Genomic DNA, 25,267 nt, shown 5'->3' on the forward strand with positions numbered 1-25,267 from the left:
GCCGTCAGAGGGATCGGCATTGGCTTCGTCGACGGTGAGCTATTGCTGCTCAAATCCTGATGCGTTTGTAGCAACCGCTAACCACCAGTTATCACCGCTCCGCGGTTTCCAGACCACGCTTACTATCGAAACGCACAAACTCCATCTGGAGCAGGGCTAAACTGCGCTCAGCAGCACGTTGAGCCTTCAGACTGGTCACCGCTGTGCGATGCAGAAGCTCGGAGCGTTCAGCCTTGGGAAGTGCGCCGACTACCTCAATCGACTTGTCATCAACGCGACGGGACTCACTACGCTGATCTGCGGCAGCGCGCGGTCGTCGCCACCGGTACCGTATGCGGTCCCAACGTCTAAATTGCTGCCGCTGCTCAAGATAACGGAACGATACTGGATAGAGCCTGACCCAGCACCCGTTTCTGTCAATTGCGGCGCAGCAGACCGTCGCGCCGTACTGCTGGCTGACTCGCGGCGCAGCCTTGACGATTACGAAAGCCTCATCCTCAACATGCTCCAGCGCGCCGCTCGGCCCCATCGCTATGTGCTCCCCTCCGGCCAGCGTCCGGCTGGACGCCGATGTGCTTGACCTGGAAAGAACCTAATCGCTGCAGATCATCGCACAAGAGCTGGCGGTGGCAGTGCCGATGGTCCCGCTCGTAGCAAAGCAGGACACAGCATTCGGTCTCCAGTACCTTGCGCAGCGCTGCGAGTTCGTCGCGTGCAGCGCTCGTTTCCATGTGAGCTTTGAAGATTTGCCTGAACTCATCGTGCCTGCCCGCCCGAGCAGCTTCCCGCCCCGCCTTCGGATCACCAAGGGGCTTGCGATGCTCATAGGCGATACCATGCGCTTCTAGCGCAGTTCGCAGGACGTTTTTCGAGAACCCCGGCCGTCGCGATTGGGGAAGCTCCCGGACGTCGACAACCCGCCGAACTCCCGCGACCTGTAGCGTGGCGATAAAATCCGAGAGCGTGGCGCTCTCGTATCCGATGGTGAAGACAGTCTGCATAGGAGGCGTTGTATGGACCAATCGAGTCGGAAATGTGAAATGCGTCCTTCAAGTGGCAAGCTGCGCCTGGACCTGCGGCGAGCCGGGATATTCACCGCTCGTATGGTAACGCGATAGTCGTCCAGTACGGGGTTCAGGTCAACAAAGGCTCGCAACACGCCGTGTTGATCTTCGCCGATGCTCTGAGGCTGCTCGCCGCCTAGGTCATTGAGCCCGCGAACTCATCGGCCGCAGCGGCACCTACTGCCTCCCGCGCCCCGTTTTCGGACGAAGGCCCGGCCGTCACGCGACGGATCGACGGGCTTCACCTGCTCCATCCGTTTGTCGACAGCCGGACGCTGCGCGATCTGCTCCGGCAGGGGGCGTCGCGCAGGCGCAACTCAAAGATAGGCCATGATCATGCTGCCGGCCCAGCGGCAAAGAAACACCGCCATAGCAAACGCCGCGGCGTAGGAGAACAGCCATGACGTTTCCGCTTCGAGGAGCAGCGTCTCGTCTGGCCGGAGCAGCCCCGCATCGCGTCGCCGCATCTGGCGCCAGGTCAGGAGCATCGCCAGCATGCCGAGCGCGACCATCGGCAGATAGCCGAACAGCAGCACGCCGAGGCTCCCCGCCGAGGACCGGCCGGCGCTGTGCGCGGTCACGAACCGCAGGATCGCCAGCTGATTCTGATAGGGCGCGAAGGCGTAGAGCAGGGTCAGGATGCCGACGGCATACAGCACCGCGTGACGCAGCCGCAGCATCCAGGGCCAGTCGATGCGGGGCAGCGGACCGTTCGGCTCCAATCCGAAGGCCGGGCCGGACTCTCCCGACGGCACCGTGCCGGCGGCGCGCCTGCGATCGACGTGCAGGAACCGGCGATACAGTCCGCGGTGCATTGCGATCAGGCCGATGGTGCCGATGAAGCAGGTCAGGACGAGGTTGAGCGCGACCGCGCCGGCATCCCGATCGGTCGACCCGCGCAGGAAGGCCACGCCGATCCATGCGGCAAACAGGATGATCCATGACGCCAGCCCGATCCCGCCAAGGACCAGCCATCGCCGCCAGTTGCGCGCACGCCTCGACGGGACCGGGCGATCGAAGCGGCCGGCGGGAGCGGATGGCGGGATGCTGCTGTTCATCGAGGCCGAGCATGGCGCAACACATGCCCGTTCGCGAAGCGCTTTCGGTCCGGCCGAGGCAGAGGGTCCGCACATCGCGTATCGGCGGACCGCGACACCCGGGTCGACACAGGGCGCGAGCGGTGCATGATGGCGTTCGACGGTCCTGTCCTGATCGCTGTCGGAGTTCGCACCATGATGGCCCTCACCCTTCTCGCCGCGGCCCTGCCCGCTCCCCTTGCGCCGCCCGCGCCCCCGCCCGCCCCCGGCATCTGCTGGGTCCGCGATGTCGTTGCGATCGAGGGCGGGGTGCGGATCTATTTCTCGCGCAAGGGCGGGCCGGGGTTCGTCTCTACGGCGACCGGGTTCTTCCGGCCGGGCGATGCGCCGGTCGATCCGGCGCGGCCGGACGAGGCGGGGGTGGATGCAAAGCTGGGGGACCGGCTGGGGCCGCAGAACTCGCCGGAGGACGGATGTTCGCTGGAAGTGGTGACGCGCGACGGGAAGATCGGGGTCGAGGCGAAGGCGTATTTGCATCCGATCGAGTTGCCGTCGGAGGAGCGGGTTGAGTTTATCGTGGCTCGGTGAGGGGTTGGGTTGGGAGTGGGGTTTTCGCGTGCGTTGAGGTCGGGCTGGAGCCGCGGCCGACCCACCCCTAGCCCATCAACGGGTGAACAGCGCCCCGCGCTGTTCAGGTCATGCCGGGGGGCATGACCGACCCGGTGATCTTTTTAAGGGAGGGGAATCTGTTGCGGCTGGGGGATGGCGCGGTCTGGCTTTTGGGCCCTCGCCTGGGGATACCCCCTCTCCACCGCTTTGCGGTCCCCTTCTCCCTCCGGGAGAGGATCTTTGGGGTTGGTTGGGGTGGTTGTTTCATTGGGGGGATTTGGGGGACAGGCCCTCCCCTGGCCCCTCCCGCACAGCGGGAGGGGGATGGTTGCGCTTGGGTCGGGCGGATGCTCCTTGCCGTGGGGTGGCGCATGTCCTTCACGGGAACAGTCGCTGGGGACGGGGGTTGGCGCTGTTCTACAGGGAGCGCGATCATGTTGAGCGATGGGACTGCCACGGTGCTGGCGCGGCTGGGGTTTGCGTGTCGCGGGCTCGTCTATGTGCTGGTCGGGTGGCTGGCGGTGCAGACCGCTTTCTCCGGCGGCGATGCGGCGGACAATCAGGGGGCGCTGGCGAGCCTGGGCGGCGGGCCGGCGGCGTCGGTGGTGCTGGGGATCGTGGCGGCGGGGCTGATCGGCTATGCGCTGTGGCGCGCGACCGAGGCGGTAGCGGGCGCGCGGGTCGGCATGGATGCGAAGGACACGCTGAAGCGCGTGGGCCACGGGGTCAGCGCGGTGACGCACCTGCTGCTGGCGTCGAGCGCGATCGGGCTGGCGCTGCATCCCGGGCGCGGCGGCACGACGTCGCCTGGGGACGAGTCGGCGCGCGACTGGACCGCGTGGCTGCTGGAACAGCCGTTCGGGCCGTGGCTGGTGGGCGCGGTGGCGCTGTGCCTGCTGGTCGGATCGGGGTTGCAGGCGAAGAAGGCGTGGACCGGTTCGTTCGCCGAGGACCTGGGCGGCGACGTGCCGGCGCCCGACTTTGCCCGGACGATCGGGCGGATCGGCTATGGCGCGCGGGCGATGGTGTTCGCGGTGATGAGCCTGTTCTTCTTCATGGCGGCGTGGCGAGCGCGGGCGGCGGAGGCCGGCGGCGTGTCCGACGCGCTGGGCGCGATGCGCGACCAGCCGGGCGGGGTCGTGATCCTGGTGGCGATCGGGATCGGGCTGGCGCTGTTCGGCGTGTTCGGATTCGTCGAGGCGCGGTATCGGCGGATCCGGGTGACGCTGCCGGCGGTAGCGCGCGCCTGACCGCTCGCCCTGCCCGCTAGCGCTTGCCCGAGGCGAGGCGCCAGACGGCCTGGACGCGGTCGTTGAGCCCGGTCATCGCATTGCCGCCGATCAGGCGCAGGCGCGGTTCGGGCATGTCGCTGAGCTCCATCCCCTGGGCCTGGAGCAGCCAGAGGCGGCGGAACTCGCCATCCTCGCGCGCGAGCAGCGCCTGGGGGGCGCCATCCTCGACGATGCGGCCGCGTTCGACCACCAGCACCCGATCGAAGTCGGCGATGGTCGAGAGGCGGTGGGCGACCGCGAGCACGGTGCGGCCGACCATCAGCCGCTCGAGCCCCGCCTGGACCGCGAGTTCGGATTCGGTGTCGAGCGCCGAGGTCGCCTCGTCGAGCAGGACGATGCGGGCATCCTTGAGGAAGGCGCGGGCGATGCCGATGCGCTGGCGCTGGCCGCCCGACAGCGAGGTGCCGCGTTCGCCGACGATGCTGTCATAGCCCTCGGGAAGCTCGGCGATGAAGTCGGCGCAGCCCGCCGCCTCGGCCGCGCGGCGGACCTCTTCGTCGGTGGCGTCGGGGCGGGCGAAGCGGATATTCTCCATGACGCTGCGGTGGAACAGCAGCACCTCCTGCGGCACCATCGCGATCGCCTGTTTCAGGCTTTCCTGGGTGACGGCGTCGGTCGGCTGGCCGTCGATCAGGATGCGGCCGGAATCGGGATCGTAGAAGCGCTGGACCAGCTGGAGGATCGAGGACTTGCCCGCGCCCGAGGGGCCGACGATGCCGACCTTCTGGCCGGCCGGCACCTCGAAGCCGAGGCCGTGGAGGATCGGGCGGGCGGGGTCGTAGCCGAAGACGACCGAGTCGAAGCGCACGGTGCCGGCGCCGGGGACGAAGGCGGGGGCGTCGGGCGCGTCGGTGAGCGTGTGGGGGACGCCGACGATCTCGAGCGTCTCGTCGAGATAGCTGAACTGCTGGCTGGTATCGATCAGGGCCATGGCGAGGTCGCGCGCGCCGTGGAGCATGCGGAAGGTGAGCGTGACGATGATGACGACGTCGCCGGTGGTGACCGCGCCCGCCGACCAGCGGCCGATTGCCCAGACGAGCGTGCCGGCGACCATCACCGCCATGGCGATGTCATAGAGGCCGCGGACTCGCTCGACGAAGAACCAGCCCTTGCGCTGGGCGGTGGCCTCTTCCTTGAGGATGCCGCGCAGGCGGTCGAGCTCGCGCTGGCGGGCGGCAAAGGCCTTGAGCACCCAGATGTTGCCGATCAGATCGACCAGCTCGCCGCCGACCACGCCCGCCTTCTGCGCGAAGGCGCGGTGGTGGACATGGCCGCGCAGGCCGTGGCGCACCAGGATGGCGGTGACGATGACGAAGATCGCGGCGAGGACGCCGGCCATGCGCTGGTCGATGGCGATGAAGATGACGAGCGCGCCGACGAAGGTGACGAGCGGCGGGGTGACCTCCATCAGCAGCCGGTGGACCAGCGCGCCGAAATTGCCGGCGAGCGAGCCGATGCGGTGGCCGAGCGAGCCGGCGCGCTGCTGCTGGAAGAAGGGCATCTGGTGGCCGGTCAGATAGTCGAACATGTCGAGCCGGATCTGGATGCCCGAGGTCACCGTCATGTGGCCGAGGAGGAAGGCGCCGCAGCGCTGGAGCAGGCTTTCGGCGACGACCAGGGAGATGAACAGGGCGAGCGCGACATAGACAGCGTTGACGGCGCCGGCCGCGCCGCCGCCCTGGGTCATCGCGTCGACCAGCAGCTTCATCGCGTACTGGACGCCGATCGCGCTGGCGCTGGCGGTGATGACGATCGCGCCGAGCAGCAGGAAGCCCAGCGGCCGCGCGGCGACATAATGGATCAGAAACCGGACCGGGCTTTCCAGAAAACGCACTCTACCTGCTCCAACACCGAACGGCATCGTGCTGCGATGCAGCAGAACCGAACCGATGAAAGCGCAAATGGATGCATCGTTTCGCAGGCGGGTTGAAACGAGCGGGAGTCGGGCGGGTCCGGCGGCGCGACGGCGGCGCGACGGCGGCAGCGCAGAAAATAATCGGCGGGCCGTGTCCGGTCCCGCCGCGGGCTCCCGTTTCCAGATCGACAGCGGGGATGGCGGCCGGAAAGGGGTCAGCAGTTCATCATCGGGCCGGGCGCATCGCGTCGCCGGTAAGCCGACCAGTTCCCGAAAGTCGAAGAATCGAACTCAGAGGAGAACTCGTCATGTCCGTCACTCGCACCACCCGAACCGCGCTGCGCGGCTTCGCAACCGTATCGCTGGGCACGCTCGCGCTGATGCTCGCCGCCGGCCAGGCGCAGGCGCAGAATGTCCAGTGCCCCGACGCCGCCAACACGCCCGTGGGCACGCTCGCCCCCGGATCGGACGACAATGTCGTGTGCGGCGACGCGACCGTGAACGGCGATTCCAACGTCGCGATCGGCGAGGCGTCGACCGTCGGCGGCCCGAACAACACCGCGGTGTTCGGATCGGTCGCGATCGGATATTCGGCGGATGCGACGGCGGGCACGTCGGTGGCGATCGGCGCGGTGACCGAGGCGACGGGCAGCAGCTCGACCGCGATCGGATTCGGCGCACGCGCGGTCGGCACGGAAAGCCTCTCGCTCGGCCTGGTCGCCCAGGCCATGGGCAACCAGTCGATCGCGATCGGGCAGACCAGCATCGCCAGCGGCGAGGCGTCGATCGCGATGGGCCGCGCGGCAAGCGCGCAGGGCAGTTCCTCGATCGTGATGGGCGACGGCGCCAGCTCGCTGGTGGCCGACAGCATCATCCTGGGGCGCGATGCCACGGGGCTGGACTACGGCTCGATCGCGATGGGCTATCTCGCCACCGCGGGCGACCAGTCGATCGCGCTGGGCTTCGGTGCGGACGCGACCGGGCGCAACGGGTCGGCATTCGGCCTGCTGGCGGCGGCGACCGGCGACTATACCACGGCAATGGGTTCGGGCGCGCAGGCGACCGGGCTTGCCGCGACCGCGGTGGGCTATGGCACGACCAGCAGCGGCGACGGCGCGGTGGCGCTGGGCGGCGCGATCAGCGGGGTGCCGACGCTGACCAGCGCGAGCGGGCAGAACAGCGTGGCGGTGGGGTCGGCCAGCGTCTCGGCCGGCACCGGTTCGATCGCGGTGGGCGCGAACGCCAGCACGGTCGATGTCGACTCGGTCGCGGTGGGCTATAACGCCGCGGCGACCGGCTTCAACGCGACGACGATCGGATCGGGATCGCGCGCCAGCCAGTCGGGAACGGCGGTCGGCCAGAATGCGATCGCCAATGCGTTCGGCAGCGTCTCGCTGGGCGTCGCGGCGACCAGTGGCAGCCAGTATGACGTGTCGCTGGGCTTCCTGGCGTCCGCATCGGGCGGGCGCGCGATCGCGCTGGGCAACAATTCGGTCGCCAGCGGCCTCCAGTCGGTCGCGATCGGCGGACAGGGCGGCGGCGGCGGCGCGACCGTCGCGACGGGCGCGCGCGCCTTTGCCGGCGGGTCGGGCGCAGGAGCGCAGGCCGATGACAGCGTGGCGCTGGGCGCCGGTGCGCAGGTCAACGCCGGGGCGACCAATGCAGTGGCGCTGGGCGCCAATTCGGTGGCGGATCGCGCGAACAGCGTGTCGGTCGGCGCGGCGGGTGCCGAGCGCCAGCTGACCAATGTCGCGGCGGGCACGCAGGCGACCGATGCGGTCAACGTCGCCCAGCTGAACGCGGTGGCGGCGACGGCCAATACCGCGCTGGCCAATGCCGCGACGGCGCAGACCACCGCCGACAATGCGCTGGCGGCGGCGACCGCGGGCGGCGCGACGGCCAACCAGGCGCTGGTCGCGGCCAATGCGGCGCAGGGCACCGCGAACACCGCGATCGCCAACGCAGCGACGGCGCAGACCGCCGCCAATGCCGCACAGGGAACCGCCAACACCGCACTGGCGAACGCAGCCACCGCGCAGACGACCGCCAACACGGCCCAGGCAAGCGCCGACGCCGCCCAGGCGACCGCCGACGCCGCCGCGGCCAATGGCGCCTATTTCCGCAGCAACATGACCGGGCCGGGCCCGCAGGCGACCGGGGCCAACTCGATCGCGGTGGGCAGCAACTCGGTTGCGGGGGGCGAATCCTCGGTCGCGATCGGCAACGGCGCGCGCGCGGTGAGCGGCCAGGCGGTCTCGATCGGCGCGGGCAACGTCGCCACCGGCAACGGCGCGGTGGCGATCGGCGATCCCAATGTCGCGACCGGTGCCGGGGCGGTGGCGATGGGCCGCAACAACAGCGCGGTCGGACAGGGCGCGGTGGCGCTGGGCAACCAGAGCACCGCCAACGGCGCATCCGCGGTGGCGCTGGGCGACGGCGCCAATGCCGGCGCGGCGGGCAGCGTCGCGATCGGCCAGGGTGCGGTGGCGACGCGGGTCAACCAGGTCGCGCTGGGATCGGGCGCCTCGACCTATACCATGGCGGGGATCAACTCGTCCGCCAGCCGGGCGGCGCAGCAGGGGGCGCTCAGCCTGGTCACCAGCGATGCCGCGGGCAACCTGGCCACCGCCACGATCGACGTGACCGAGCTGGCGACGTTGGGCTCGCGGATGAGCGCGGCGGAGTCGCGGATCGACCTGGGCGCACGCCGCGCAAATGGCGGCATCGCCGCGGCGATGGCGCTGGGCGGCACCACCATCCCCGGCGACATGAACGTCGCGATCTCGTTCAACCTGGCGACCTATCGCGGCGAGCAGGGCTTTTCGGGCGCGGCCGTCGCCCGGGTGAGCGAGCATGTCTGGGTCAGCGGCGGCTTTGCCGGATCGACCGTCAAGGGATCGACCGGCGGCCGGGTCGGCATGACCTTCGGCTGGTAACGCCCCCTTCCCCGGCTGCGCGCGGGCCTATTGCGCGCGGCCGGGACTTTTCGAGGGATCGCCGGGCGGAAGCGGTGCGAGCGTGAAGCTGTCGATATCGAGCCGCCCCCCGTCCGCGCCGGGATTGTAGCAGGACAAGGCAAGCTGGACCCCCTGGAAGGTGCCGGTGCGCCAGTCGAACATCAGCGGGAAGTCGTCGCCCACTTCGGTCCAGCGCCTGCCGTCGAGGCTGTAGGCGACGCGGCCGAGGCTGGTGGTGAAGTCGGTGTCGGTGCGCAGCCATAGTCGGGTGCCGCGGATCGGCAGCGCGGCTTGGCGCACGGTGACCTTCGGGCCTTCGACGGTCGAGTCGGTCACCCGCATGGTCAGCGCGCGGGCGCCGCCGGGCTGGCCCAGGACCGAGAGCTGGGCACTGATCTTGCCGAAGGTGCCGAAGCCGCAGACGTCGCCGGGGCGGATGCCCGCCAGGTCGAGGCGGACGACCGCGCGCGAGGCGGGCCCCTGGGCCTTTTGCGTCAGGGTATTGCGGGCAAGCCAGATAGTCTCGGCGCGGGTGGCGTGGAGGCGGAGCCAGCCGGGACGCTCCCTGAGCGACCAGCGGCTGTCGTCGGGATTGTGGTTCCAGCGCCATTGCAGGCCGAGCCTGGTCGAGGCGAAGTCGTCCGAACTGGCGGGCTCGGCAAAGGGGTGGCCGGAAATCGGCTTGGCCGCGCGATCGGGGACGCGGCCGGGGGCGTCGGGGGTGCCCCAGATCGGCCAGTCGTCGACCCAGTGGACCGGGCTGATATTGGTCATCCGCCCGATCGCGCCGGCATCGACCATGACGAAGCCGAACCAGCGGCCGTCGGCCAGGTCGACCAGCGCGCCCTGGTGCCCGCCGGTGCGGTCGCGGGTGCTGATCGAGGGGCGCGTCTCCCACGGGCCGGTCAGGCTGCGCGCGCGCGAGATCGTCATCGACAGCCGGCGCGGCACCGCGTTGAAGAGATAATAATAGCCGCCGCGCTTCAGCAGGTGCGACCCCTCGGCCCCCTCGACATAATGGATCGTGCGGGCGGACTTCACCGCAGTGTAGTCGTCGGTGAGCGTCAGCAGCGTGATCGTGCCGTTCGACCCTTCGGCAGTCGCGATATAGCCGGTGCCGTCGTCGTCGAAGAACAGCCCCGGGTCGAACGCCTCGCGGTCGAGCACGGTGTAGGTCCAGGGGCCGGTGATCGCGGGCGCTCGGTACAGGCGGGTCTTCTGTCCCACCGGGGTGATCGCCAGGAAGAACTGGCCGCGATGGTGGCGCAGGCTGGCGGCGTAGAAGCCGTGGCGATAGTCGCCGCCGCCGGTCAGGTCGTAGCGCGGATCGCCGTCGAGTCGCGGCTGGACATGGGTGAGCAGCCGCCAGTTCACCAGGTCGCGCGAGTGGAGGATGACGATGCCCGGCGCGTTCACGAAGGTGGTCGAGACGAAATAGAAATCGTCGCCGACGCGGATGATGTCGGGATCGGGATAGTCGGCGAACAGCACCGGATTGCGATAGGTGCCGTCGCCTTGGTCCGATCGCCAGACCTGGGCCGCGGCGGGCGCCGCGAGGGTTGCGGCGAGCGCGAGCGCCCCGATTCTCGACGCGGATCCCGCCCTGCCCTGCCCCATGACATCACTCCCCTGGCGTTTACGTTAGCGCTATCAAAGCAGGTCCGGACGCATTGCGCCAGCGGGTCGGGCGCCGGCGATCAGGGCGTGTTCATCGGCCGATTCCTACGTGATCCACACAGCTTGCTTTATTCGGATCACCGCAAGTTCCTCTCGTATCGTAGGCGGAATCACCCCTTTCGCCGCGATCGTTCATCTGCGCGAAAGCTTGGGCTGAACACCCAAGGCACGCTTTATGGTGAGGTGCAGCGACGGTTGGACATCCTGGTGATGATGGAGGGGCTTCTCGCCGGCCGGATACGGCGGCTCCGCGACGTCGACCGGACGGCTTGCTGCGATCCCATGAGGACTGGTGTTTATGCGTAAGGAGCAACGCAATGCGTTTCACATCCAATAGCCCGAAGACCCTGTTGATGCTTGCCATGCTGACCGCCCCGGTGGCGGCGATGGCACAGGCGCAGGAGATGCCCCAAGACCAGGCGGCCCCCGCCGCGGCCGAGGCCGATCCCTCGATCATCGTCAACGGCACGCCGCCGGCCGACCTGACCGGCATGCCCTCCGGCCCCGAGGTGGAGGGCATGATTTCCGCGCGCAAGGACGGCAAGCTGCAGGTGACGACCGCCGACGGCACCCGCACCGCGGTGTTCCTGAGCGAGGCGACCCGGATCAAGTCGAAGGGCGGCTTTCTGGGCCTGAGCAGCAACAAGCTGGCGTCGAACCAGCTGCTCAACGGCCTGCCGGTGAGCATCAAGACGGTGCAATGGGCCGACGGCCTGGTGGCCAGCCAGATCGAGCTGAAGAACAAGGACCTGCGCACCGCGTCGATGATCCGCACCGGCACCGAGCAGGGCTTCTCCGAGCAGACCGCGGCGACCGAGGCGCTGCGCGGGCGCGTGGCGAATATCGACCAGTATAACGTCAAGGGCACGACCAACGTGAACTTCGACGTGGGCAAGGCGGTGCTGTCGCCGCAGGCCAAGTCCGACCTGTGCGCCGCCGCGCATCAGGCCGAGGGCATCGACAACGCGCTGCTGCTGGTCGTCGGTTATACCGACTCCACCGGCGGCGAGGACCTGAACCAGGCGCTGAGCGAGAAGCGCGCGGCGAAGGTGGTCAACTATATGCAGCAGCAGTGCGGGTGGAAGCCGTACCGCATGCTGACTCCGACGGGCATGGCCGAAGCCGACCCGGCCGCGGACAACAGCACCCCCGAGGGCAAGGCCCAGAACCGCCGCGTCGCGGTGAACATCATGGTCAGCAAGGCCGTGGACGGGATGTAAGAGACGCCAGGGGGCGGGTGATGGCCCGCCCCCTGGGTTTTTGGGGTTGAGTCTAAAGTCGGCCGAACTCGCACTCAGCTAGTCTAAGTGTAGCTTACTCCATACCACGCTTCGCGCTCCATTTTCCCATTGGGCCGCAAGCCCAAAGGGCCGAACGCGGATGTCGTGACTGAGCGTTTTTTTCTCCTGCTCAACCCGAGCAGCCGGCGCCTTGATCGCGACAAAGACGAGGCGCGCCTATGGTTGAGAAGAGGCCTCAATCTTTACCTGCCAAAACTGATCACGTCATTAATTGCGCATGACGGACGTCACGCTGACATCCATCGCTCTTGATCAATGCAGTGCGGCCGTCACGATTAGCGGCCTATTTATTTCGCGCGATATTTGTCCGTTCGACGGTTCGCCGCCGCCCTTTTCGTATCGCGCGGGTCTGATATATAGCAATGTCGAAAAGGGGGGCCGGGTCTGCGGCGCCAGTGAACGGTGGACCCGGAGTAGTGCATGCACGGTAATCAGCCAACCGTAGCCAGCTTGTTCGCCGGATGCGGCGGATTCGACATAGGCTTCAAGTCAGAAGGCTTCCGCCCCGTCGCGGCCTTCGACATCGATCCGGTCGCCGTTGACACGTTCAACGCTAATATCGTCGATGTCGCAAGGATCTGCGACCTCTCAAATACTACACCACAAATTTCGGCGGACGTTCTTCTCGCCGGATCGCCCTGTCAGGGATTTTCGACCGCAGGCAAGCGCGCGCTGGAGGATCCGCGCAACGATCTCCTAATTCGTGCGGGTGAAATCGCTTTGGCAGTTCGACCCAAGGTCTTCGTGCTGGAGAATGTGCCAGCGGCGATTTCGGGCCGGCATGGCAGCCGCTGGGAACAGGTCGAGGCAATGCTCCGCGCCGGTGGATATATGGTAGAGAGGATCGTCGCCGAAGGGCCAGGTAGCGGCGTTCCCCAGTTGCGCAAACGCTTGTTTCTGTTGGCGTGGCGGGGGGATGTTCCCGTACGGTGCGATCTGGCACCGCGGGCGAGCCCTCCGCTCATGGAGACACTCGCCGGGATTGGCGACGCCTCGGGCCATGATCCGCTACCGTTCAGACCATGCTCCCGAGAGGCGCATATTGCGGCGCGGATAGGACCGGGTCAGAAGTTGTGCAATGTCCGCATTAGCCCGGCGGCAGTTCACACTTGGGATATTCCAGAGGTTTTCGGCCCTACGACGGAAAGCGAGAAAATCGTACTCACGGCGATCGTGCGGTTGCGGCGGCGCGACCGGCGACGTGATTTTGGCGATGCCGACCCAGTCGAGATCGATCGCGTCTGTTCACATCTGGGACGCTGCTGCCATGCTGAGGTGGAGCGACTCATCTCGCTCAACTATCTCCGTCGGGTCGACGACTACATCGACCTAAAACATACCTATAATGGCAAATTTCGACGTCTGCCGCTCGATGGTCCTTCGCCTACCGTCGACACCCATTTCGGCGACCCAGCGCTCTTCCTGCATCCGCGCGAACATCGAGGACTGACCCCCCGCGAGGCAGCCCGGATACAGGGATTCCATGACAAGTTCGACTTTGGTGACGTCAAGGCGCGCGCGTTCCGCTTGATCGGCAACGCCGTACCTCCCCCGATGGCGGGTCGGCTCGCCCATTTCGTGCGCGACGTGCTCCTGCCGGTGGCAGCATGAGCGACCGACTCCGGACGCTCCTCATCCGTTGGGGGCTACGTGATTGGGCCGAGGGCGAAGAGGCCCTGCTGGACCTGGATACCGTGCAATATCTCGGTCGTCGGGTGTGGGACGATTATGAGCCCGCGCAATTCGACCGCTTCGAGAACCGGCTAGACCGCTGGTTGCACAATGTTGACGACGAGCGCGACCAGCTTACCCTATTTCGACTGCTCGAAAGACTGTTCTTCGTTGGCAGGCCCGAATTTGAATCGCTATGCCGGGCGGCCTTTCATGGTCCCGTAACGCGTTGGCTAGTAGAACAATGCAATATTGATATAGCGGACGCAGCAGCGGGTCATCAGATCGAGACAGCGGTTGAACAAACATGGTTCTGTCCTGCGACCGATAGCATGCGAATTAATGCCTTTTTGAAGGTCAATGGACTCACTGGAAAGTCTCATCGGCCCGAATGGCGGTCCTTGCGCAAATTCGGCGACGTCGAAAAGATAAAGACCTACCTCGAAGCCGAAAATGTGCGGCGTCTCGTTCTGCTTGAGGATTTCGTAGGAAGCGGCACCCAGATCGGGAGCGTCGTGCGCTTCGCTGCTAACAATTTTTTTGATCTTCCGGTCCTCGCCTGCCCCCTCGTCGTCTGCCCTAAGGGCGACGAGGTCTGCAATGGGATTGCGAACGACCATGCCATGGTTAGTTATGAACCGGCGCTTAGGATCGCCGCCGATGCTCTCTTCGCAGCCGATCCAGTCGCCAATGAGGCGCCGCTTCATCAAAAGGTGCGCGACCTGACGCTCCGCGTAAAAGCCCGTCTTGGCCCGACCGAACCCGATGCAGCGTCACAACGCCACCACGGCTTCAAGGGAACAGGCGCTGTCGTGGCGCTCTATTCCAACTGTCCAAACAACTCGCTGCCAATCCTCTGGGATGCCACCGACGATTGGAAACCGCTATTCCCTCGGCTGAAGCGCGCATAACGATGCAGATCAATCCCTTTTTCGAAGTCTACGTCGGCGACCGCCTGACGAGCGGCGAGTTCGTCGGAATTTTTAGCCCTTTTCTGGTGGAACATGCACAAGCGCTGTTCCTGCCCGGAAATGTCGTAGTGAAGGGCATACAGGGCAGCGGCAAGAGCATGCTCCTGACTTTACTAAAAGCCGATGTGCGTTGCGAATATGCACGCGCAATGGCCCAATTCCCCGTTCAGGGCGTCACAGGCGACTTCATAGGCGCCGGGATCAATCTTGCGCACTGCAACGCCATGGATTTTGGCTACCGGCGGCTCACCGATGATCCAGAGGAGAATGCGCTCCTTTTCGCGGATTTCGTCAATCACCAAATCCTGCTCGATCTATTTGAGTCGCTCCGCAAGCTTGCCAATCCAGATCGCGCGATAAAGCACTATCCGGCCGTGTTGCTCGACCGCGAGCGCACGGAGGACTTCACTCAGAACATCCGAGACCATCCCGTTTTCCAAGGCTCTCTCGCCGGCTGCCAGACGATCGAGGAAGTCGAGACGAGCATGCGGCGCCGGATCAACACTTTTGTTCGCTATCTACACCGGAACGATCGCCACTTGGATGAGGGCATCCGCGGTACTAAAACCGACATGGGAACGCCTATCTCTACCGTCGTTGCCGAGCTCAAACGGTCCGGTATCATTACGGATAAGGTGCCTGTTTTCATCCATGTCGATCAATACGAAGAACTAGCTAACATCTCTGCCCCCGACGAACGGACGCCCGATTATCGCGCGGTCATAAATCGTGCCTTGGCCCGGCGTGATCCAGCCGTATCATACCGGATCGGCACACGCGGCCACGCTTGGAGGGACCATGGGCGTATTCTCGGATCGACCGCGCAGCTTGAGGAGGAACGGGACTATAAGTTTGTCGATCTCGACTTACTGCTCAAGCGCCCGGAGAATCCGAAGACCTATATTTTCCCACGATTCGTCGCCGATGTCTTTGCGCGGAGGCTGCGGCATGTCGGGTTGGCGTCGGACGACATGCAGGGCGACAAGCTCCTGGGCAGCATCTTTGGGGACGGTATCGCGCCGCAGGAAAAGGCCCGTCGGTATGGTGGGACAAATCCGGCGCGCGCGGTAAAAGTCGATCCGGACTGGCCCGAACCCTTTTCAACCGCGCTCAGGGATATGGTCGATCGTGATCCACTAGACGCGCGTCTGTTGGAGGCAAGGGCGCTGCAACGAACCGACCGGACAGCGTCACGGGCAACCCGCCTACTGCCCGGCGAACTGACAATAGCCATCCGCGCCGACGTTGAGCGCGAATGGTGGCGCAAGGAGCGAGTAGAACTAGCGCTAGTGCAGATCGCAGGACGTTGCCAGGAACGCCCAATCTGGTCCGGAAAATCGGAGGTAATAGAGCTGAGCGGTGGTAATATCCTTACTTTCCTCAACATCTGCCAGAATATTTGGGACACCAAAAACCAGCTGGGTCGCCGAAGCCGCGACACGGGGCTAACCCGTATCGATGACGATCTGCAGGCCATTGGTATATTGAAAGCGAGCGAGTACTGGCTACGCAAGATCCTGCGCGAAACCGGGAGGAGCGGCGATAGAAGCCGTTTCGTCCAGTTACTAGGGACGTTTCTCGCCCGAAGGCTTCATTCCGACCGGCGAATGAGCAATCCCGGTCACAATGGCTTTTCGTTGCCGGACGACGAACTCGCCGCTCCGGCATTCGCCTTCGTCCAAGATCTTCTGTGGGAGATGGTGGATTATGGCAGCTTGATAGCTTCGAGTCACACTACCAAAGAGAAGGACCGGGTACCGCGAACAAAATTCTATTTGAACCCCGTACTCTGTCCGCATTTCCGCATCCACTATAAGCGGCTGAAGGAGCCGATCTACGTCCATGTCGCCGAAGTAGCTGGCTGGATGGCCGAGGCGAAACTGCCAGTGCCCGAGGGCGTTCGGCGCAGCCGGCCGAATAGCGACCCCGCCCCGCTGCCGCTGTTTGAGGATTAACGATGCAGCCTTTTCGACCTTGGGGGCAGATCGACTGGTTACTCCGCCGCGTCGAGGGGAAAGCTTGGTCAATGATCGGCTGTTGCGGGACAGAAAAGCGAAGCATCAGCCTAGCCAGACACTTAGGACGCGCTTCCCTCGAGCATGTCACCATGATCGAAATTCACGATCCCCAGCCGCTCGATCTCGGAGCGGTCGTAGAGCGTTTGGCTGAGCACCGGGCGGCGCTCGTCGCCGCCGGCTATACCCCGGGAGAGATCGTGCCGGCACCGCTCGTGGCCGACCTAGACATGATTACGGGAATTGTGACCGATCTAGTCGAGGCGGGTAGCACCAGCCTCCTCATTGATCTGACGTCCTTACCGAAGCATTGGTTTTTCCCGCTCATCCGCGCGGCGCTCGCCGAGGCCGCGATTGAGGACGTCATCGCTTGCTACACAGCAGGAGTCGGATATGCCACCACCTTGTCAGAGAATATCTCCCCTCTCCGCGTCCTACCAAGCTTTGCGGGCGATGCCGCGCGAGACCGTCACGGATCGCTGATCATCGGTATTGGCTTTGAACCCACCGGGCTCGATACCTTGCTCGATGATCAGCAATCAGATGCTATCCGTCTAATATTTCCGTTCCCTCCCGGCCCACCCGGACATCAAAGGAACTGGATGTTTGTGAAACATATCGAAGAGCTAACGTCAAAAAATCAGATCGACCCCCCGGACAGAGTCCACATACACATGTATGATTGCCCTCAAATATTCGACGCGTTGTGCGAGATGACTGAAGACGGTGCGATCAGTTCGGCGATCGCCCCTTATGGTCCGAAGACGATGTCGCTTGCCATGTGCTTGTTTGCGCTGGCGACCGAAGCAGCGAAACGGCCGGCGGTACCTGTCTATTATGCCCAGCCTTTGCGGTACGCCCTGAATTATACAAAGGACGCCGCTATGCGTGGAGACGCGCCCGACGCAATCGGCTATTGTCTGCGCCTTGGCGGTCGAGACCTCTATCGCATTGCATGACTCTTTTTAGTTCCTTATATGTTCCAATTCCTGAGACCCGCATTCTTGCCAATCCATGATGGGGAAAGCAGTTGCGGCAGGATGTGAAGGATTAATAATGACCAGCGGAACGCCAGATGCCGAGATCATGGTGGCGCGCGCGCAGATGAGTGAAACCCGGCGTCCTACTGTCGCCGCACTCGAGGCAATTCTCCAGATAGAGCACCGGGTGCTCGATCACGGCTTCGTCAGAGTCATTGATTACATGGGTGATGATGGCGCTATCGTGCAGGCCGCGAGGGTGTCCTATGGGCGCGGCACCAAGAAGGTTAGCGAGGATCGTGCGCTGATTCGCTATTTGATGCGTCATTGGCACTCAACCCCTTTCGAGATGTGCGAAATCAAGCTGCATGTGAAGTTGCCTATCTTTGTTGCGCGACAATGGGTCCGGCATCGTACGGCAAACATCAACGAGTACTCGGCGCGCTACTCGATCCTTGATAGAGAGTTTTATACCCCGTCGAGGGAGCATCTGGCAGCGCAGACGACAATCAACCGTCAAGGACGGGGTGCAGTGCTGGAAGAAGAGCAGGCCGCGCGTGTCCTCCACTTGCTTCGGGAAGATGCCGAGCGCTCCTACGCCACCTATCGCCAGCTGCTTAATGACCCCGACGATCCGGACCATGATGCCGACCGAACAGGGCTGGCGCGTGAACTAGCGCGGATTGGCCTCGGCCTGTCCACCTACACACAGTGGTATTGGAAGACAGACCTTCATAATCTATTCGGATTTTTACGTCTCCGCGCAGACCCACATGCACAGTTCGAAATTCGCATTTACGCCGAGCTCATACGAGATATCGTTCGGCAGTGGGTACCGGTCAGTTGCGAAGCGTTTGAGGATTATCGCATGAATGCAGTTTCTCTGTCCGCCGCCGAGGCGGATGTTGTTCGGAAGGTTCTAGCGGGTACGACATTGTCACGCCCGCAGAATATTTCAACGCGCGAATGGTCGGAGTTTGCTACGCGATTTGGCATAATAGGAGCCTAAACAGCAGTAACTGAGGACTGTCCTTGGGCGACAGTGGTCCACTCTTATACGTCCGCTCGAACGCAGCGCCTCCTTTAATTAAAGACGCAGGGAGCGGGCATGGGCTCGCCCCCCTAGTTTGTGTGGTTTTTTGGATCCGCGCTCTCATCAGCAGTTCGCTCGGGCGTGGTCGCTGCTATCTGACCGCCATGCGCCCCCAGTCAGCCATTGCAGCGGGCTCCCCGATCATCAGAAAGCGGGCCAGCTTCACCCATGGGCTCGAATAACTGGATCTGGGCATCAGGCTCATTCTCAACCGTCCAACCAATCCGCAGCGATCTCCCCCCGATGCCCCTCCGGCGCCAGCGCGGCGCGCAGCGCTTCGAGCAGGGGCGGCAGCGCCTGGGTGAAGGCGTAGGGCGGATTGACGATGAACAGGCCCGCGCCGTTGTAGATGCCGGGCTGATCGGCGTCATACAGCCAATGCTCGACCGACAGGAATTTCAGGATGGCGAGCCTGCGCAGCTGGCCCTTCCACCGCTCATGCGTGGCGCGGTCCTTCAGCGGGTACCAGATCACCGTCACGCCATGCGCCCATTTGCGGTGCGCCGCGGCGAGCGTGGTCGTGATGCGGGCGCGTTCGTCGGTCTGTTCGTAGGGCGGGTCGACCACCACCACGCCGCGTGCCGTACGGGTCGGGAGCAGCGCCAGCCAGAGCTCGTACGCGTCGCGCTCGTGCACGGCGGCGGGCGTGCCGCGCATCGCGCGGCGCAGGGCGGCGGCGTCCTCGGGATGCTTTTCGTTCAGAATCAGCGCGTCCTGCGGACGCAGCATCTGCGCCAGGATCTGGGGCGAACCGGGGTAGAGGTGCGGTTCCGCCCCGGCATTCACCGCGCGTACGGCGGCGCGATAGTCGTCCAGCAAGGGGTTCGCGTCGGCAAAGGCGCGCAGCACGCCGTGTGCGGCTTCGCCGGTGCGCTGGGCCTGGTCGCCGGCAAGGTCGTAGATCCCGCAGCCGGCATGGGTGTCGATGAGGGTCAGCGCGCCCTCCTTGTGCTGCAGGGCCCGGACAAGGGCGATCAGCAGGCTGTGCTTCACGACATCGGCGCTGTTGCCGGCATGGAAGGAATGGCGGTAGTTCATCGGGATCCAGAAAGCGGGCGGAAGGGGTCAGAGCCCCTCTGAGCGAAGCCTCAAATCAGCTTTCGCGGTCGGCGGCAACCGGCAGCAGCCATGGCCGTGATCCGCGATCCAGCCAGAGTGCGTCATCGGCCATGGGTGCCGCCGGTCCCCTCCCCCGGGCCGGAGCGCTCCTCGAACCGGCCCGGCGCGATCCCGGCGACGGACCAGTCGCCGATCGACCAGCGGACCAGCCTGAGGGTGGGCAAGCCGACCGCCGCCGTCATCCGGCGCACCTGCCGGTTGCGCCCTTCGCGGATGGTGAGTTTCAGCCAGCTGTCGGGGATGAGCTTGCGCTGGCGGATGGGCGGATCGCGCGGCCACAGGTCCGGCGCGTCGATCCGCTCGACTTCGGCCGGCAGGGTCATGCCATCGTTGAGCCGGACGCCCTGGCGCAGGCGCTCCAGTTCGGGCGCCTGCGGATCGCCTTCGACCTGGACGAGATAGGTCTTGGGCATCTTGAAGCGCGGATCGGCAATGCGCGCCTGCAGCCGCCCGTCGTCGCACAGCAGCAGCAGGCCCTCGCTGTCGCGATCGAGCCGGCCGGCCGGATAGACGCCCTTCACCGCGATGAAGTCCGACAGGGTCGAGCGAGTCGTCGGCGATCCGCGATCGGTGAATTGCGACAGGACGCCGAAGGGTTTGTTGAACAGGAGCAGCCGGGCCATGCCCGGGTCATATCGTTCGGCTGCGGCTGTGTCTCCAGCCGCCGACGAGACCCTGCCCCCTCAGATCCGCCGGATGATCGCCCGGTTCAGCGTCGCATCGGCCAGCGAGTAATAGAGCCAGATCGCATCGTCCACGATCACCACCGATGCGGCGAAGGCGATGTCGGCGGCGCTGCGGTCCGGGGCCGGTGGCGGGGTGATGAGCGGTTCGATGCAGCGGTCGACGACCCGGCCATAGTCCGCGTCGAACGCCACCCAGCCGATCCGCCAGCGCGCGTCGCGGGTCGCGCCGTTGTAGAACATGACGGGGAAGTTCTTGTCGGTGGTCAGCAGCGGGCCGGTCGACAGGTGCCAGCTGTCCCAGCCGTCGGGGCGCGGGGCGAAGGGCGGCGGCTGGCGATCCCAGGGCCCTGCCACGCTCTTGCCGATGGCGAGGCCGACCCGCGAGGCTTCGGCATGGGCATATTCGTAGAACAGGCGCCACTCCCCGGCCCTGGTGCGATCGACCGTCGCCTCCTTGATGTTGCCCTCGCTGTCGGAGTTCAGCATCGCCACGCCGCGCTTCACCAGCGCGTCGAGCGACGGGCCGGTCGCGTAGAGAAGTTCGGCATGGGCGCGGGTGGCGTCGACGCCGGTGTAATAGACGACCAGGCTGCCGTCGGGCAGGACGACCGGGGTCGGGTCCTCGCACCCGCCGATATCGTCCGGGCCCGGCCCGGGCCCGAGCACCGGCCCGCCCTCGACCGCGAAGCTTAAGCCGTCATCGGACAGGGCGTGCCAGATCGAGCCGGTGTCGCCGGCGGCGCCGTGGTCATAGTCGGCATGCGGAACGGCGCGCACCAGCATCGCCAGCTTTCCGTCGGGGCGTCGCCAGACATAGGGGCTCATCAGGTCGCGCCGGGCGAAGGCTGCCGGGCCGGTGACCGTAACGGCGTCGATCTGCTCGACGTCGAAGTCGATCATCGGGGTCGCGGCACTCATGCGCCCAGCGCCACGGCAAGCGACAGCGCGCCGTCGATGGTGACGGTCGTGCCAGTGATATAGTCGGCGGCGGGCGACAGGAGGAACAGGACCAGCGCCGCGACCTCGTCGGGCCGGCCGGCGCGGCCCCAGGGGATCGCCGCCTGCTTGGCCTTCAGCTCCTCGGGATGGTCGAGCGCGGACTGGTTCATCGGGGTGAGGATCATGCCCGGCGCGACGCCGTTCACCGCGATGCCCCTGGGCGCGAGTTCGAGCGCGAGCGTCGCGGTCAGCTGCGCCAGTCCGCCCTTCGCCGCGTCATAGTCGACGCCGCCCGCGCGCGGCGCGCGTTCGTGGATCGACGAGATGTTGACGATCCGCCCCCCGGCGCTCGCCGCCTCCAGCGCGCGCACCATGCGGCGGCAGGTCAGGAAGGGGCCGTAGAGATCCGAGCGGATCACGCGATCGAACTGAGCCAGCGCCATGTCGGCGATCATCACCCCGCTCATGTTGAGCCCGGCGGAATTGACCAGCAGGTCGACGGTGCCGAACGCCGCCTCGGCCGCGGCGAACAGTCGCTCGACCGCGGCCTCGTCACCGACATCGGCCTGGATCGCGATCGCCCGGTCCGGGCCGCCGATGGCGGCGCACAGCGCGGTCGCGGCGGCTTCGTCCCGGAAATAGGTGATGGCGACGCGCGCGCCGGCATCGCCCAGCGCCCTGGCGCAGGCGGCCCCGATGCCGGATTCGCCGCCGGTGACGATCGCCACATGGTTGTCGAACATGCCTGCTCCTTTCCTGCGCGACATCCCGTCACCATGGTGCTGGTCGCCATGGCAGGTCTGCCACCTCCTGCGCCAAACCTCCCGTTACAAATGAGTCACGCGGGCGTGGGCGTGGCTGGCCGAGCGCAGCACGGCATCTTGCCTCGCGCGCATCGGCGGCCTAAGGCGCTCGCATTCGCAAGGACCGGGTGAAATTCCGGGTGGCTATTCCGGCCGCCGATCCGCCGGACAACAACATGCACCGATCCTCATGCGCCCGCGCGGCGCCTCGTGCCCTGTTGTGGAAATCCAATGACATTCGATCTTTCCGCCTATCGCCGTCAGTGGTTCACTGACGCTGCCGCCGCCCGCCGGGACGTTCTTGCGGGCATCGTCGTCGCGCTGGCGCTGATTCCCGAGGCGATCGGGTTTTCGATCATCGCCGGCGTGGATCCGCGCGTCGGCCTGTATGCCTCGGTCGCGATCGCGATGACGATCGCGCTGATCGGGGGGCGGCCGGGGATGATCTCGGCCGCGACCGCGGCGGTGGCGGTGCTGGTCGGGCCGCTGGTGCGCGATCACGGGGTCGAGTATCTGTTCGCGGCGACGATCCTGATGGGGCTGATCCAGTTCGTCGCGGGCCTCGCGCGGCTGGACCTGGTGATGCAGTTCGTCTCGCGGTCGGTGATCACCGGATTCGTCAACGCGCTGGCGATCCTGATCTTCCTGGCGCAGCTGCCGCAGCTGGTCGGCCAGGGGTGGGAGACCTACGCGATGGTCGCCGGGGGGCTGGCGATCCTCTATGGCTTTCCGCGGCTGACGCGCGCCGTCCCCTCGCCTCTGGTCGCGATCCTGGTGCTGAGCGCGATCAGCATCGCGCTGGGGCTGTCGGTCAATACGGTCGGCGACATGGGTCGCTTGCCCGAAGGGCTGCCGAGCCTGGCGCTGCCGCAGGTGCCGCTGACGATCGAGACGCTGCGGTTCATCCTGCCCTATGCGCTGACGATGGCAGCCGTGGGCCTGCTGGAGTCGCTGCTGACCGCGCAGATCGTCGACGACATGACCGACAGCGACAGCGACAAGCGGCGCGAATGCGCGGGCCAGGGCGGCGCGAACATCGTCGCGGCGCTGTTCGGCGGAATGGGCGGATGCGCGATGATCGGCCAGTCGGTGATCAACGTGACGTCGGGCGGGCGCAGCCGGCTGTCGACCTTCGTCGCGGGCGCGTTCCTGCTGTTCCTGCTGGCGGTATTGGGGCCGTGGGTCGGGCAGGTACCGATGCCGGCGCTGGTGGCGGTGATGATCATGGTGTCGATCGGGACGTTCAGCTGGAACTCGATCCCGAACCTGCGCCGCCATCCGCCGACATCGTCGGTGGTGATGGTGACGACGGTGGTGGTCGTGGTGGCGACGCGCGACCTGTCGCTGGGCGTGCTGGCGGGGGTGCTGCTGTCGGGCATCTTCTTCGCCGGCAAGGTGCAGCGGATGTTCGCGGTCGAGCGCGAGGCCGCGGAGGACGGGGCGAGCGCGACCTATGTCGTGTCAGGCGAGATCTTCTTCGCATCGGTCGACCGGTTCACCCGGGCCTTCCAGGCCGAGGACAGCGCGCAGCAGGTGCGGATCGACGTGAGCACCGCGCATTTCTGGGACATCTCCGCCGTGGCGGCGCTCGACAGGATCGTCGCCCGGCTGCGCCGCGAGGGCCGCGTGGTCGAGGTGGTGGGCTATAACCGCGCCAGCGCCGATATCGTCGACCGCTTTGCGCGGCACGACAAGACGGGGGTCGAGTTGGGCGCGGTGCCGCACTGACTCGCGGCGGGCGGGCGGCCCCTGCCCGGCTCCCTATTTCCCCCGAGCCACGCACTTCCCGCCATCGGGACCCACCGCGCCGGTGCAGAAGCGTTCGGCGATCTTCGGCTCGGCGATCTCGTTCAGGCGGTTGCGGCCGTCGGCGCCGCGCTCGAGATCGAAGCCGTCATAGAGTCTGCCCGAGGCGGTGAAGGTACGGAAGCGGAGCGTGCCGCCGTCGACATCGACGACCTGGTAGAGTTCGGTCGCCTCGGCGGTGCGATCGGGCTGGGCGCGGGCGCGGTCGTTGAGGCCGTACATCTTCGATCCGGTGACCGAGACGAGATAGACCGGGCCCTGGACGGCGCCGTCGGCCCGTGCCTTTGCGCTGACCGCGCGGCCGCCTTCCGAGGTCAGGCGGCTGTAGCAATGGTCGTGGCCCTGAAGCACGAGATCGACCTTGCGCGCATCGAAGATCGGCTTCCAGACCGACTTGATTTCGGCCGTATCGCGAGGGCGGGCGCAGGTGAAGACGGGCTGGTGGAACAGGACGACGTTCCATTTCGCCTTGCTGGAGGCGAGCGTCGCGTCGAGCCACCTGGTCTGGGCATCCATCGCGCCGAGATCGATCGCCGCGGTGCCGTCGAGGACGATGAAGCGGACGCCCTGATAGTCGACGAAATAGGTGGTCGCCTTGACCGGATCGGTGCCGTTGGCGGGCAGCGCGAACTGGAGCGGCCAATAGGGGCCGAGCTTGCGGCTTTCCGCGCCGGTCGGCAGCGTCACGTCGACATATTCATGGTTGCCGGTGGCCGGCAGTTGCGGAACGATCGACCAGTTATAGCCGCCCGCCTGGTTCCATTCGCCCCATTCGTCGTCATGGTCGAGATCGTCGCGCTGCGCCGCGAGATCGCCGGCGTGCAGCACCAGCTCGATATTGCCGTTGGCGTGGAAGGCCTGGCGGATCACGCGGCTGGCATAGGTGAGGATGCCGTTCTGGATGTCGCCGAGATAGAGGAAGCGGAACGGGCGTGCTTCTGCCGCGGCGGTGCGGAACTGGAGCCATTCGGTCCAGCCGGCGCTGCCCTTCAGCCGATAGGCATAGACGGTGTCGGGAGCGAGGCCGGTGAAGCGGACCTGGTGATAGCGGGCGGCGCCGTTGGCGCTGTCGATCGTCCGGCTGGATCCGGTGCGACCCTGAGCCTTTTCGTCGAGCGTCGGGCCGTCGACGGCGACCGCGATCTGCGCCTCGCTGGCGGCCTGGGCCATGTCGGTGCGATAGGCCACGGCCATCTCGCGCGTGGGGTCGGCGCCGGGGGTCAGGACGATGCGGTCGGGCAGGTTGCGCGGCGCATAGGGCTGCCCCGCCGAGCGCGGGATCGGACCCGCCGCCTCCTGTGCGCCGGCTGGCAGCGTGCCCAATTGGGCGGCTGCGGCCAAGGCCAGGGCGAGCGAGAGGCGGCGGGTCCGATTCTTCATCGACATGCTTTC

The 25,267-nt window shown here is 66.0% G+C and carries 19 protein-coding genes and 1 other annotated feature; of the genes, 10 read left to right on the forward strand and 9 right to left on the reverse strand.

Annotated features, from left to right (window positions below):
- Nucleotides 1-497 precede the first annotated feature (497 nt).
- Together TPR58_RS00005 and TPR58_RS00010 are read right to left on the reverse strand one after the other, a co-directional pair.
- Nucleotides 498-1,001, reverse strand: a complete 504-nt coding sequence (locus TPR58_RS00005; protein ID WP_346244540.1) for a DUF488 domain-containing protein — start codon at nt 999-1,001, stop codon at nt 498-500.
- Between the two features lie 380 nt (nt 1,002-1,381).
- Complete coding sequence (locus tag TPR58_RS00010) at nt 1,382-2,122, reverse strand: hypothetical protein (protein WP_346244541.1); 741 nt, start codon at nt 2,120-2,122, stop codon at nt 1,382-1,384.
- 126 nt (nt 2,123-2,248) lie between these two features.
- Here TPR58_RS00010 and TPR58_RS00015 point away from each other — a divergent pair, with 126 nt between their 5' ends.
- Nucleotides 2,249-2,689 (forward strand): hypothetical protein, encoded by a 441-nt coding sequence (locus TPR58_RS00015; protein ID WP_346244542.1) that lies wholly within the window; start codon nt 2,249-2,251, stop codon nt 2,687-2,689.
- Nucleotides 2,690-3,144: 455 nt separating this feature from the next.
- The gene (locus tag TPR58_RS00020; RefSeq protein WP_346244543.1) at nt 3,145-3,960 is read left to right on the forward strand and encodes a DUF1206 domain-containing protein; all 816 of its coding nucleotides are present in this window, start codon (nt 3,145-3,147) and stop codon (nt 3,958-3,960) included.
- A 16-nt stretch (nt 3,961-3,976) separates the two neighbouring features.
- Here TPR58_RS00020 and TPR58_RS00025 read toward each other — a convergent pair whose 3' ends face one another.
- Nucleotides 3,977-5,836, reverse strand: coding sequence for an ABC transporter ATP-binding protein (locus TPR58_RS00025; protein WP_346244544.1), 1,860 nt, complete (start codon nt 5,834-5,836; stop codon nt 3,977-3,979).
- A 329-nt stretch (nt 5,837-6,165) separates the two neighbouring features.
- Between TPR58_RS00025 and TPR58_RS00030 the strand changes: the two genes are divergently transcribed.
- Nucleotides 6,166-8,793, forward strand: a complete 2,628-nt coding sequence (locus TPR58_RS00030; RefSeq protein ID WP_346244545.1) for a YadA family autotransporter adhesin — start codon at nt 6,166-6,168, stop codon at nt 8,791-8,793.
- A gap of 27 nt (nt 8,794-8,820) precedes the next feature.
- Here the strand turns inward: TPR58_RS00030 and TPR58_RS00035 are convergent, their stop codons facing one another.
- Nucleotides 8,821-10,431 (reverse strand): glycoside hydrolase family 43 protein, encoded by a 1,611-nt coding sequence (locus TPR58_RS00035; protein ID WP_346244546.1) that lies wholly within the window; start codon nt 10,429-10,431, stop codon nt 8,821-8,823.
- Nucleotides 10,432-10,808: 377 nt separating this feature from the next.
- Here TPR58_RS00035 and TPR58_RS00040 point away from each other — a divergent pair, with 377 nt between their 5' ends.
- The 6 genes from TPR58_RS00040 to thyX all read left to right on the forward strand — a co-directional run bounded on the left by TPR58_RS00040 (nt 10,809) and on the right by thyX (nt 18,438).
- Nucleotides 10,809-11,711 carry an OmpA family protein gene (locus TPR58_RS00040; RefSeq protein WP_346244547.1) on the forward strand — a complete coding sequence of 301 codons (903 nt, stop codon included), beginning with the start codon at nt 10,809-10,811 and terminating at the stop codon, nt 11,709-11,711.
- A gap of 501 nt (nt 11,712-12,212) precedes the next feature.
- Entirely contained in the window at nt 12,213-13,403 is a 1,191-nt protein-coding gene (locus TPR58_RS00045) for a DNA cytosine methyltransferase (RefSeq protein ID WP_346244548.1), read from the forward strand.
- On the forward strand, nt 13,400-14,374 hold the full coding sequence (locus TPR58_RS00050) for a phosphoribosyltransferase-like protein (RefSeq protein WP_346244549.1): 975 nt from the start codon (nt 13,400-13,402) through the stop codon (nt 14,372-14,374). Before TPR58_RS00045 ends, TPR58_RS00050 begins: the two co-directional genes overlap by 4 nt.
- A gap of 2 nt (nt 14,375-14,376) precedes the next feature.
- The gene (locus TPR58_RS00055; RefSeq protein WP_346244550.1) at nt 14,377-16,389 is read left to right on the forward strand and encodes an ORC-CDC6 family AAA ATPase; all 2,013 of its coding nucleotides are present in this window, start codon (nt 14,377-14,379) and stop codon (nt 16,387-16,389) included.
- Nucleotides 16,390-16,541: 152 nt separating this feature from the next.
- Nucleotides 16,542-17,408 carry a hypothetical protein gene (locus TPR58_RS00060; RefSeq protein ID WP_346244551.1) on the forward strand — a complete coding sequence of 289 codons (867 nt, stop codon included), beginning with the start codon at nt 16,542-16,544 and terminating at the stop codon, nt 17,406-17,408.
- A gap of 97 nt (nt 17,409-17,505) precedes the next feature.
- A complete protein-coding gene (gene thyX / locus TPR58_RS00065) occupies nt 17,506-18,438 on the forward strand; it encodes an FAD-dependent thymidylate synthase (RefSeq protein ID WP_346244552.1) in 933 nt (310 codons plus the stop codon).
- Nucleotides 18,439-18,729: 291 nt separating this feature from the next.
- Here thyX and TPR58_RS00070 read toward each other — a convergent pair whose 3' ends face one another.
- The 4 genes from TPR58_RS00070 to TPR58_RS00085 form a co-directional block, all read right to left on the reverse strand.
- The gene (locus tag TPR58_RS00070; RefSeq protein WP_346244553.1) at nt 18,730-19,560 is read right to left on the reverse strand and encodes a 23S rRNA (adenine(2030)-N(6))-methyltransferase RlmJ; all 831 of its coding nucleotides are present in this window, start codon (nt 19,558-19,560) and stop codon (nt 18,730-18,732) included.
- 122 nt (nt 19,561-19,682) lie between these two features.
- Complete coding sequence (locus tag TPR58_RS00075; RefSeq protein ID WP_346244554.1) at nt 19,683-20,264, reverse strand: pseudouridine synthase; 582 nt, start codon at nt 20,262-20,264, stop codon at nt 19,683-19,685.
- A 60-nt stretch (nt 20,265-20,324) separates the two neighbouring features.
- Nucleotides 20,325-21,245, reverse strand: coding sequence for a glycoside hydrolase family protein (locus TPR58_RS00080; protein WP_346244555.1), 921 nt, complete (start codon nt 21,243-21,245; stop codon nt 20,325-20,327).
- Nucleotides 21,242-22,009 carry an SDR family NAD(P)-dependent oxidoreductase gene (locus tag TPR58_RS00085; protein WP_346244556.1) on the reverse strand — a complete coding sequence of 256 codons (768 nt, stop codon included), beginning with the start codon at nt 22,007-22,009 and terminating at the stop codon, nt 21,242-21,244. The genes TPR58_RS00080 and TPR58_RS00085 overlap by 4 nt, the downstream gene beginning before the upstream one ends.
- Nucleotides 22,010-22,187: 178 nt before the next feature.
- Nucleotides 22,188-22,243: a sequence feature (sul1 is cis-regulatory element that is thought to sense ions involved in sulfur or methionine metabolism; They are found in Alphaproteobacteria), on the forward strand.
- Between the two features lie 57 nt (nt 22,244-22,300).
- Between TPR58_RS00085 and TPR58_RS00090 the strand changes: the two genes are divergently transcribed.
- The gene (locus TPR58_RS00090; protein WP_346244557.1) at nt 22,301-23,797 is read left to right on the forward strand and encodes a SulP family inorganic anion transporter; all 1,497 of its coding nucleotides are present in this window, start codon (nt 22,301-22,303) and stop codon (nt 23,795-23,797) included.
- Between the two features lie 33 nt (nt 23,798-23,830).
- Here the strand turns inward: TPR58_RS00090 and TPR58_RS00095 are convergent, their stop codons facing one another.
- Complete coding sequence (locus TPR58_RS00095; protein WP_346244558.1) at nt 23,831-25,255, reverse strand: purple acid phosphatase family protein; 1,425 nt, start codon at nt 25,253-25,255, stop codon at nt 23,831-23,833.
- Nucleotides 25,256-25,267 lie beyond the last annotated feature (12 nt).

This window comes from Sphingomonas rustica, from assembly GCF_039652585.1.
Taxonomy (GTDB): Bacteria; Pseudomonadota; Alphaproteobacteria; order Sphingomonadales; family Sphingomonadaceae; genus Sphingomonas; species Sphingomonas rustica.

What these genes read in the sequence shown, in the direction of transcription:
- TPR58_RS00060 (WP_346244551.1), top strand. Translation starts at nt 16,542, where the DNA reads ATGATCGAAATTCACGATCCCCAGCCGCTCGATCTCGGAGCGGTCGTA.
- TPR58_RS00035 (WP_346244546.1), bottom strand. Translation starts at nt 10,431, where the DNA reads ATGGGGCAGGGCAGGGCGGGATCCGCGTCGAGAATCGGGGCGCTCGCG.
- TPR58_RS00090 (WP_346244557.1), top strand. Translation starts at nt 22,301, where the DNA reads ATGACATTCGATCTTTCCGCCTATCGCCGTCAGTGGTTCACTGACGCT.
- TPR58_RS00070 (WP_346244553.1), bottom strand. Translation starts at nt 19,560, where the DNA reads ATGAACTACCGCCATTCCTTCCATGCCGGCAACAGCGCCGATGTCGTG.
- TPR58_RS00080 (WP_346244555.1), bottom strand. Translation starts at nt 21,245, where the DNA reads ATGAGTGCCGCGACCCCGATGATCGACTTCGACGTCGAGCAGATCGAC.
- thyX (WP_346244552.1), top strand. Translation starts at nt 17,506, where the DNA reads ATGACCAGCGGAACGCCAGATGCCGAGATCATGGTGGCGCGCGCGCAG.
- TPR58_RS00095 (WP_346244558.1), bottom strand. Translation starts at nt 25,255, where the DNA reads ATGAAGAATCGGACCCGCCGCCTCTCGCTCGCCCTGGCCTTGGCCGCA.
- TPR58_RS00040 (WP_346244547.1), top strand. Translation starts at nt 10,809, where the DNA reads ATGCGTTTCACATCCAATAGCCCGAAGACCCTGTTGATGCTTGCCATG.
- TPR58_RS00030 (WP_346244545.1), top strand. Translation starts at nt 6,166, where the DNA reads ATGTCCGTCACTCGCACCACCCGAACCGCGCTGCGCGGCTTCGCAACC.
- TPR58_RS00055 (WP_346244550.1), top strand. Translation starts at nt 14,377, where the DNA reads ATGCAGATCAATCCCTTTTTCGAAGTCTACGTCGGCGACCGCCTGACG.
- TPR58_RS00020 (WP_346244543.1), top strand. Translation starts at nt 3,145, where the DNA reads ATGTTGAGCGATGGGACTGCCACGGTGCTGGCGCGGCTGGGGTTTGCG.
- TPR58_RS00010 (WP_346244541.1), bottom strand. Translation starts at nt 2,122, where the DNA reads ATGAACAGCAGCATCCCGCCATCCGCTCCCGCCGGCCGCTTCGATCGC.
- TPR58_RS00045 (WP_346244548.1), top strand. Translation starts at nt 12,213, where the DNA reads ATGCACGGTAATCAGCCAACCGTAGCCAGCTTGTTCGCCGGATGCGGC.
- TPR58_RS00075 (WP_346244554.1), bottom strand. Translation starts at nt 20,264, where the DNA reads ATGGCCCGGCTGCTCCTGTTCAACAAACCCTTCGGCGTCCTGTCGCAA.
- TPR58_RS00015 (WP_346244542.1), top strand. Translation starts at nt 2,249, where the DNA reads ATGATGGCGTTCGACGGTCCTGTCCTGATCGCTGTCGGAGTTCGCACC.
- TPR58_RS00005 (WP_346244540.1), bottom strand. Translation starts at nt 1,001, where the DNA reads ATGCAGACTGTCTTCACCATCGGATACGAGAGCGCCACGCTCTCGGAT.
- TPR58_RS00085 (WP_346244556.1), bottom strand. Translation starts at nt 22,009, where the DNA reads ATGTTCGACAACCATGTGGCGATCGTCACCGGCGGCGAATCCGGCATC.
- TPR58_RS00050 (WP_346244549.1), top strand. Translation starts at nt 13,400, where the DNA reads ATGAGCGACCGACTCCGGACGCTCCTCATCCGTTGGGGGCTACGTGAT.